The following is a 6,504-nucleotide window of genomic DNA, read 5'->3' as shown; positions in this document are numbered from 1 at the left end:
CGATGGTGTGCGTCAGCTGGGTGAGCTCTGGGCTGGTCGGCGCCTTGACCCAGCGGAAACGCGCTGAGCCGTGGGATTGCTCGACATACACACCGTCGAGAAACAGCATGTGGAAGTGAACATTCAGATTGAGCGCCGATCCAAAACGCTGGATCAGGGTGACCGCGCCCGTCTTGGCCACTTGGTGGGTATGGCCCGCTTTCTTGACCAGGTGCGTGGCAATGACGCGGTAAACGATGCCCAGCACCCACCCCATGATCTCGGGCCGGCTGGCAAACAGGAAACGCAGCTGAAACGGGAAGCTCAACACCCACTGACGCATGGGTTGTTCAGGCAGTACTTCATCAACCAGCAAGGCGGCACTTTCGGCCATCCGCCGCGCCCCACAGCTCGGGCAGAAACCGCGACGCTTACAGCTGAAAGCGACCAGGTGCTCGGCGTGGCAAGACTCGCAGCGAACCCGTAGAAAGCCATGCTCCAGCCGCCCGCATTGGAGAAATTCTTCAAATTCCCGTTGCACATAGCCCGGCAATTCCTTTCCCTGCTCTGCCATAAGCGCAGCGAATGCCGGGTAATACTCGTCAACGATCTGATAGAGAAGGGTTTGCTCGGGTCGGTGGCTCTGGTAACGACCAGTATCCCGATCCCGGCTGGCCGTCCTGGCCGCCACATGAGGCATGTTCCGCGTCCTTGCAATACTGTGTTTACATACAGTCTATCGCTTAGCGGAAAGTTCTTTTACCCTCAGCCGAAATGCCTGCCGTTGCTAGACATTGCCAGCCAGTGCCCGTCACTCCCACCGAAACGACATACGAGGAATTACAAGCCGCGTTCGATCACTTCAATGATGCGCTGTTCAACTCTGAGCTGCCGGTTTGCCTGATCACCCTACAGCGTGAAAAACAGACCTACGGCTATTTTTCCGCTGAACGGTTCGTGAGTCGGGACGGCGGCACCACTGACGAAATCGCCATGAACCCGGCTTACTTCGCAGTGTGCCCCCCGGAAGAAATCATGCAGACCCTGGTTCACGAAATGGCCCACCTGTGGCAGCACCACTTCGGCAAGCCAGGCCGAAGGGGCTACCACAACAAAGAGTGGGCCGAGCGCATGGAAGAAATCGGACTCATGCCATCTTCGACCGGAAAGCCTGGCGGGGCGAAGACTGGCGACAAGATGGGGTCGTTTGCGGGAGGGGGCGGAATCCTACGCTAAGGCTTTGGCCAGCGATATTCTCCGGTGAGATTGATGTGTTCCCATCCGAGCGGCGAAACATGGGCCAAGAGATCGGGCGATAGCAGCTTTCCATCGCGTTTCTGGTTTGCAACGACCTCGCCGAGCTTCATGGTGTTCCAGAAGATGATGATGGCGGCGAGCAGATTCATGCCGGCGATGCGGTAATGCTGGCCTTCGGCGGAACGGTCGCGGATTTCACCGCGGCGGTGGAAGCTGATTGCCCGCTTCAGCGCATGATGAGCTTCGCCTTTGTTGAGCCCGATCTGGGCACGCCGTTGGAGTTCGGCATCCAGAATCCAGTCGATCATGAACAGGGTGCGCTCGACGCGACCGACTTCCCGCAGGGCTGTCGCGAGCTCGTTCTGCCGCGGATAGGAGGCGAGTTTCCGCAGAATCTGGCTTGGCGCGACGGTCCCGGCAGCAATGGTGGCGGCGATGCGCAGGATGTCGGGCCAATTGCGCTCGATCATGGCTTGGTTGACCTTTCCGCCGATCAACGCTCGCAGGTGCGCCGGGGCGGCCGACGGATTGAACGCGTAGAGCCGTTTGGATGGCAGGTCGCGGATGCGCGGAGCGAACCGGTAGCCGAGAATGGCACATGCGGCAAAGACGTGATCGGTGAAGCCGCCCGTGTCGGTGAACTGCTCGCGGATATGGCGTCCAGCATCGTTCATCAGCAGGCCATCGAGGATGTAAGGCGCTTCGCTTGCCGTTGCAGGAATCACCTGGGTTGCGAACGGCGCATATTGGTCGGAGACGTGGCTATAGGCTTTCAGGCCCGGGGTATTGCCATATTTCGCGTTGACCAGGTTCATGGCCTCACCTTGCTCTGTAGCGACGAAGAACTGTCCGTCGCTCGAAGCCGACGTGCCCATGCCCCAGAACCGGGCCATGGGTAACGCTGCCTGTGCCTCGACCACCATGGCCAGCGCCCGGTCATAGGCTTCGCCCTCGACATGCCACCGTCCAATGCGGATCAATTCCCAGAAGGTGTGGGTGTTTGTCGCATCCGCCATTTTGCGCAAGCCGAGGTTGATCCCTTCCGCCAAGATAACGTTCATTAGCCCGATCCGGTCAGCGCAGGGTGCTCCTGTGCGCAGATGGGTGAACGCTTCGGTGAAGCCGGTCGCCGCATCCACCTCCAGCAGGAGATCGGTGATGCGCGTGGGCGGGATCTGCTTGTAGAGATCGAGCACCAGATCTTCGGCGCCTGTCGGCGCGGCGGCTTCGAGTTTCTCGATATGCAGAACGCCGTTTTCAATCGACCCGCCCGGGATCGTGCCTGCGCGAGCGGCACGGCCAAGCTCGCGCAACCGCATGTCGAGGCGAGCTTGCCGGTCTGCCAGCCATTCCTCCGGCCGCAATGGCACAGCGAGACGACCGCCTTCCGCGATGGATTGTGCCGGAACGAGTGCGTGTTTCAGATCGCCATAGCGCCGGGACCTAGTAAGCCAGACATCTCCGGAGCGGAACGCATCGCGCAGATGGAACAGCACCGCGATCTCCCATAGGCGAGCGTCGCCAGCCCTCTGGGCCCGAAGGTGGCGATGCCATTTCGAGCTGGGCCGCAAGAAGCTGGTCATCGCGGCATCGTTCAAACCGGTACGAAGGGCCGTCACCGCTTCCAGAAGCGGCAGTGCAACGGGCGCAGCTCGCAGATCGAGCAGGCGCAACATGCGTGGAGCGTATCGGCGGAAGCGGTGATAACCGTCGAGCACATGATTGAGCGGATCGTCGGCCATGGTGGCGGTCAGCCTGGTTGCCATTGCAACAAGGGTTTTTAAGCCGTCCCACCCTGACCCACTCGCGATGACATCGCCCAGCGGCTGGCCATCATCCTGTGCATCGACCAGGGCGCCCCCGATCTCGGCGAAGGATTTCAGGGTGTCACGCACCACCCCCGCTTCGTCTGCGACCTTTGCATGGCAAATACGCTCCGAAGCACGGTAGAGACGGCCGACGATCCGGTCGTGGGTTTCGACCACTGCGTCGGCCAACATCGCCTGCCATTCCGAGACGCAAACAGCCAAGATCGCAAGCCGCCTGTCCTCCGGGAGATCGCGCATGCCGTCGGCATAATACCGTTCACCCTGCCTGCGCAGACGAGTCACCCGATGGGCAGGAACGCCGGCAAGCAGATCCTCGGGGAGATCGATGCGTTGCAGATATTCGAGCCGGTCGAGCAGCCGGTTGGCCGACGAAGAGTTCGAGCCAGGCTCGAACTGGCGCAGCCACACAAAACGGGTCACCCGATCATCAGCCGTCTCCTCGAGCAATGCCAGCAACTGTTCTCGGATCGACATAGGCAGCCGACTGGCGATCCTCGTCTCGATGCGTCGCTCGGCATCGACGAGAGCCGCGGCACAAAGCCGCTCGATCGTGGATGTCGCGGGAAGGACAGTGCGGGTGCGTCGGCACTCGGCTACGAAGCGACGGGCGATATCCTCGTTCGACACCGCCATCTCGGCTTCTCGGAACAACCATTCCTTCAGCTCGCTCGCACCACGTCCGGAGAAGGTGCGGAAGCCGTAGAGCCCCCGTAACTCGGCAAGATGCTCGTGCCGTGTTTCCTCGCGGGCAGCATAGTCTACGAGATCGTCGGCACCCAGGCCAAGCTGCGCTCCGATAAATTCGATGACCTCTGCAGGGATCAGTTCGCCTGGAGCCAGCACCCGGCCGGGATAGCGCAGGACACACAATTGCAGGGCGAAGCCGAACCTGTTGTGAGCGCGCCGACGCAGCCTGATATGCCCAAGGTCTTCATCACTCAGCGTATAGTGCTTGAGCAAATCCGTCTGTGAAGTCGGCAAGCGCAACAGCGCGTCTTTCTGCCGATCGGTTAGAGTGACGCGACGCGGCATACATGTTCCTTTTTCAAAATCTGATAGCGTTCAAGACGCTTTGTTTATGAAGCTGGTTGAGATACATTTCCAGAGGTCAATGCAATCGTGGCCGAAGCGCCGCCTCAAACCAACGTTTGTGATACATGCTGATCGGATATGCCCGCGTCTCCAAAGCCGATGGCTCGCAGTCTCTCGACCTGCAGCACGACGCCTTGCGCGCCGCAGGTGTCGAACGGGACAATATCTATGATGATCTTGCTTCCGGCGGTCGTGATGATCGCCCTGGCTTGACTGCCTGCCTCAAGTCATTGCGTGACGGCGATGTGCTGGTGGTCTGGAAGCTCGATCGCCTCGGACGATCGCTTGCCCATCTGGTCAACACGGTGAAGGAGCTGTCAGACCGCAAGATCGGCCTGCGGGTTCTGACTGGAAAGGGCGCTCAGATCGACACCACGACTGCGTCCGGTCGCATGGTGTTCGGAATCTTCGCCACCTTGGCCGAGTTCGAGCGGGATCTGATCCGAGAGCGCACCATGGCGGGTCTCGCCTCCGCGAGAGCGCGCGGTCGCAAGGGCGGACGAAAATTCGCGCTCACCAAAGCTCAGGTGCGTCTCGCGCAAGCCGCCATGGCCCAGCGCGATACTTCAGTTTCCGATCTCTGCAAGGAACTCGGCATCGAGCGCGTCACTCTCTACCGATATGTCGGTCCCAAAGGCGAGCTCAGAGACCATGGAAAGCATGTTCTCGGACTTACGTAGCAACTCGTTTCTTTTCGCAGGTTGAGCCACCTCCGCGCTTCATCAGAAAACTGAAGGAACCTCCATTGAATCGAACTAATATTTTTTTTGGTGAATCGCATTCTGACTGGTTGCCTGTCAGAGGCGGAGAATCTGGTGATTTTGTTTTTCGACGTGGTGACGGGCATGCCTTCGCGAAAATCGCACCTGCTTCCCGCCGCGGTGAGCTCGCTGGAGAGCGTGACCGCCTCATTTGGCTCAAAGGTCGAGGTGTGGCTTGCCCCGAGGTGATCAACTGGCAGGAGGAACAGGAGGGTGCATGCTTGGTGATAACGGCAATTCCGGGAGTACCGGCGGCTGATCTGTCTGGAGCGGATTTGCTCAAAGCGTGGCCGTCAATGGGGCAGCAACTTGGCGCTGTTCACAGCCTATCGGTTGATCAATGTCCGTTTGAGCGCAGGCTGTCGCGAATGTTCGGACGCGCCGTTGATGTGGTGTCCCGCAATGCCGTCAATCCCGACTTCTTACCGGACGAGGACAAGAGTACGCCGCAGCTCGATCTTTTGGCTCGTGTCGAACGAGAGCTACCGGTGCGGCTCGACCAAGAGCGCACCGATATGGTTGTTTGCCATGGTGATCCCTGCATGCCGAACTTCATGGTGGACCCTAAAACTCTTCAATGCACGGGTCTGATCGACCTTGGGCGGCTCGGAACAGCAGATCGCTATGCCGATTTGGCACTCATGATTGCTAACGCCGAAGAGAACTGGGCAGCGCCAGATGAAGCAGAGCGCGCCTTCGCTGTCCTATTCAATGTATTGGGGATCGAAGCCCCCGACCGCGAACGCCTTGCCTTCTATCTGCGATTGGACCCTCTGACTTGGGGTTGATGTTCATGCCGCCTGTTTTTCCTGCTCATTGGCACGTTTCGCAACCTGTTCTCATTGCGGACACCTTTTCCAGCCTCGTTTGGAAAGTTTCATTGCCAGACGGGACTCCTGCAATCGTCAAGGGATTGAAACCTATAGAAGACATTGCTGATGAACTGCGCGGGGCCGACTATCTGGTATGGCGCAATGGGAGGGGAGCAGTCCGGTTGCTCGGTCGTGAGAACAATCTGATGTTGCTCGAATATGCCGGGGAGCGAATGCTCTCTCACATCGTTGCCGAGCACGGCGACTACCAGGCGACCGAAATTGCAGCGGAACTAATGGCGAAGCTGTATGCCGCATCTGAGGAACCCCTGCCTTCTGCCCTTCTCCCGATCCGGGATCGCTTTGCAGCTTTGTTTCAGCGGGCGCGCGATGATCAAAACGCAGGTTGTCAAACTGACTACGTCCACGCGGCGATTATAGCCGATCAAATGATGAGCAATGCCTCGGAACTGCGTGGGCTACATGGCGATCTGCATCATGAAAACATCATGTTCTCCAGTCGCGGCTGGCTGGTGATAGATCCCGTCGGTCTGGTCGGTGAAGTGGGCTTTGGCGCCGCCAATATGTTCTACGATCCGGCTGACAGAGACGACCTTTGTCTCGATCCTAGACGCATTGCACAGATGGCGGACGCATTCTCTCGTGCGCTGGACGTCGATCCGCGTCGCCTGCTCGACCAGGCGTACGCTTATGGGTGCCTTTCCGCAGCTTGGAACGCGGATGGAGAAGAGGAGCAACGCGATCTAGCTATCG

At 59.2% G+C, this 6,504-nt stretch carries 4 protein-coding genes and 2 pseudogenes; 4 read left to right on the top strand and 2 right to left on the bottom strand.

What is annotated here, in order from left to right; genetic code table 11:
* Window positions 1-679 (bottom strand): annotated as a pseudogene (locus L995_RS26150) (IS91-like element ISCR2 family transposase); the annotation flags it as partial.
* A gap of 74 nt (window positions 680-753) precedes the next feature.
* On the opposite strand from L995_RS26150, the pseudogene L995_RS26145 reads away from it, so the two are divergent.
* Window positions 754-1,203, top strand: a pseudogene (locus L995_RS26145) (SprT-like domain-containing protein); the annotation flags it as partial.
* Between the two features lie 8 nt (window positions 1,204-1,211).
* Here L995_RS26145 and L995_RS26140 read toward each other — a convergent pair.
* On the bottom strand, window positions 1,212-4,097 hold the full coding sequence (locus tag L995_RS26140; RefSeq protein WP_001138082.1) for a Tn3 family transposase: 2,886 nt from the start codon (window positions 4,095-4,097) through the stop codon (window positions 1,212-1,214).
* 125 nt (window positions 4,098-4,222) lie between these two features.
* Here L995_RS26140 and L995_RS26135 point away from each other — a divergent pair, with 125 nt between their 5' ends.
* The 3 genes from L995_RS26135 to L995_RS26120 all read left to right on the top strand — a co-directional run.
* On the top strand, window positions 4,223-4,837 hold the full coding sequence (locus L995_RS26135) for a recombinase family protein (RefSeq protein ID WP_000904906.1): 615 nt from the start codon (window positions 4,223-4,225) through the stop codon (window positions 4,835-4,837).
* A 65-nt stretch (window positions 4,838-4,902) separates the two neighbouring features.
* Window positions 4,903-5,706, top strand: a complete 804-nt coding sequence (gene aph(3'')-Ib / locus L995_RS32445; RefSeq protein ID WP_001082319.1) for an aminoglycoside O-phosphotransferase APH(3'')-Ib — start codon at window positions 4,903-4,905, stop codon at window positions 5,704-5,706.
* Window positions 5,706-6,504, top strand: a 799-nt coding sequence (locus L995_RS26120) for an APH(6)-I family aminoglycoside O-phosphotransferase (RefSeq protein ID WP_047474231.1), incomplete at its 3' end; no start/stop codon positions are given. The genes aph(3'')-Ib and L995_RS26120, both read left to right, overlap by 1 nt.

The organism is Delftia sp. ZNC0008 (assembly GCF_000799035.1).
Taxonomy (GTDB): domain Bacteria; phylum Pseudomonadota; class Gammaproteobacteria; order Burkholderiales; family Burkholderiaceae_C; genus Comamonas; species Comamonas tsuruhatensis.
The sequence above is the reverse complement of the archived record's forward strand: the minus strand, read 5'-3'. Positions and strand labels throughout refer to the sequence as shown.

Bases quoted from the DNA above. Each gene is read 5' to 3' on its own strand.
- L995_RS26140 (WP_001138082.1), bottom strand. From the start codon at position 4,097: ATGCCGCGTCGCGTCACTCTAACCGATCGGCAGAAAGACGCGCTGTTG.
- L995_RS26135 (WP_000904906.1), top strand. From the start codon at position 4,223: ATGCTGATCGGATATGCCCGCGTCTCCAAAGCCGATGGCTCGCAGTCT.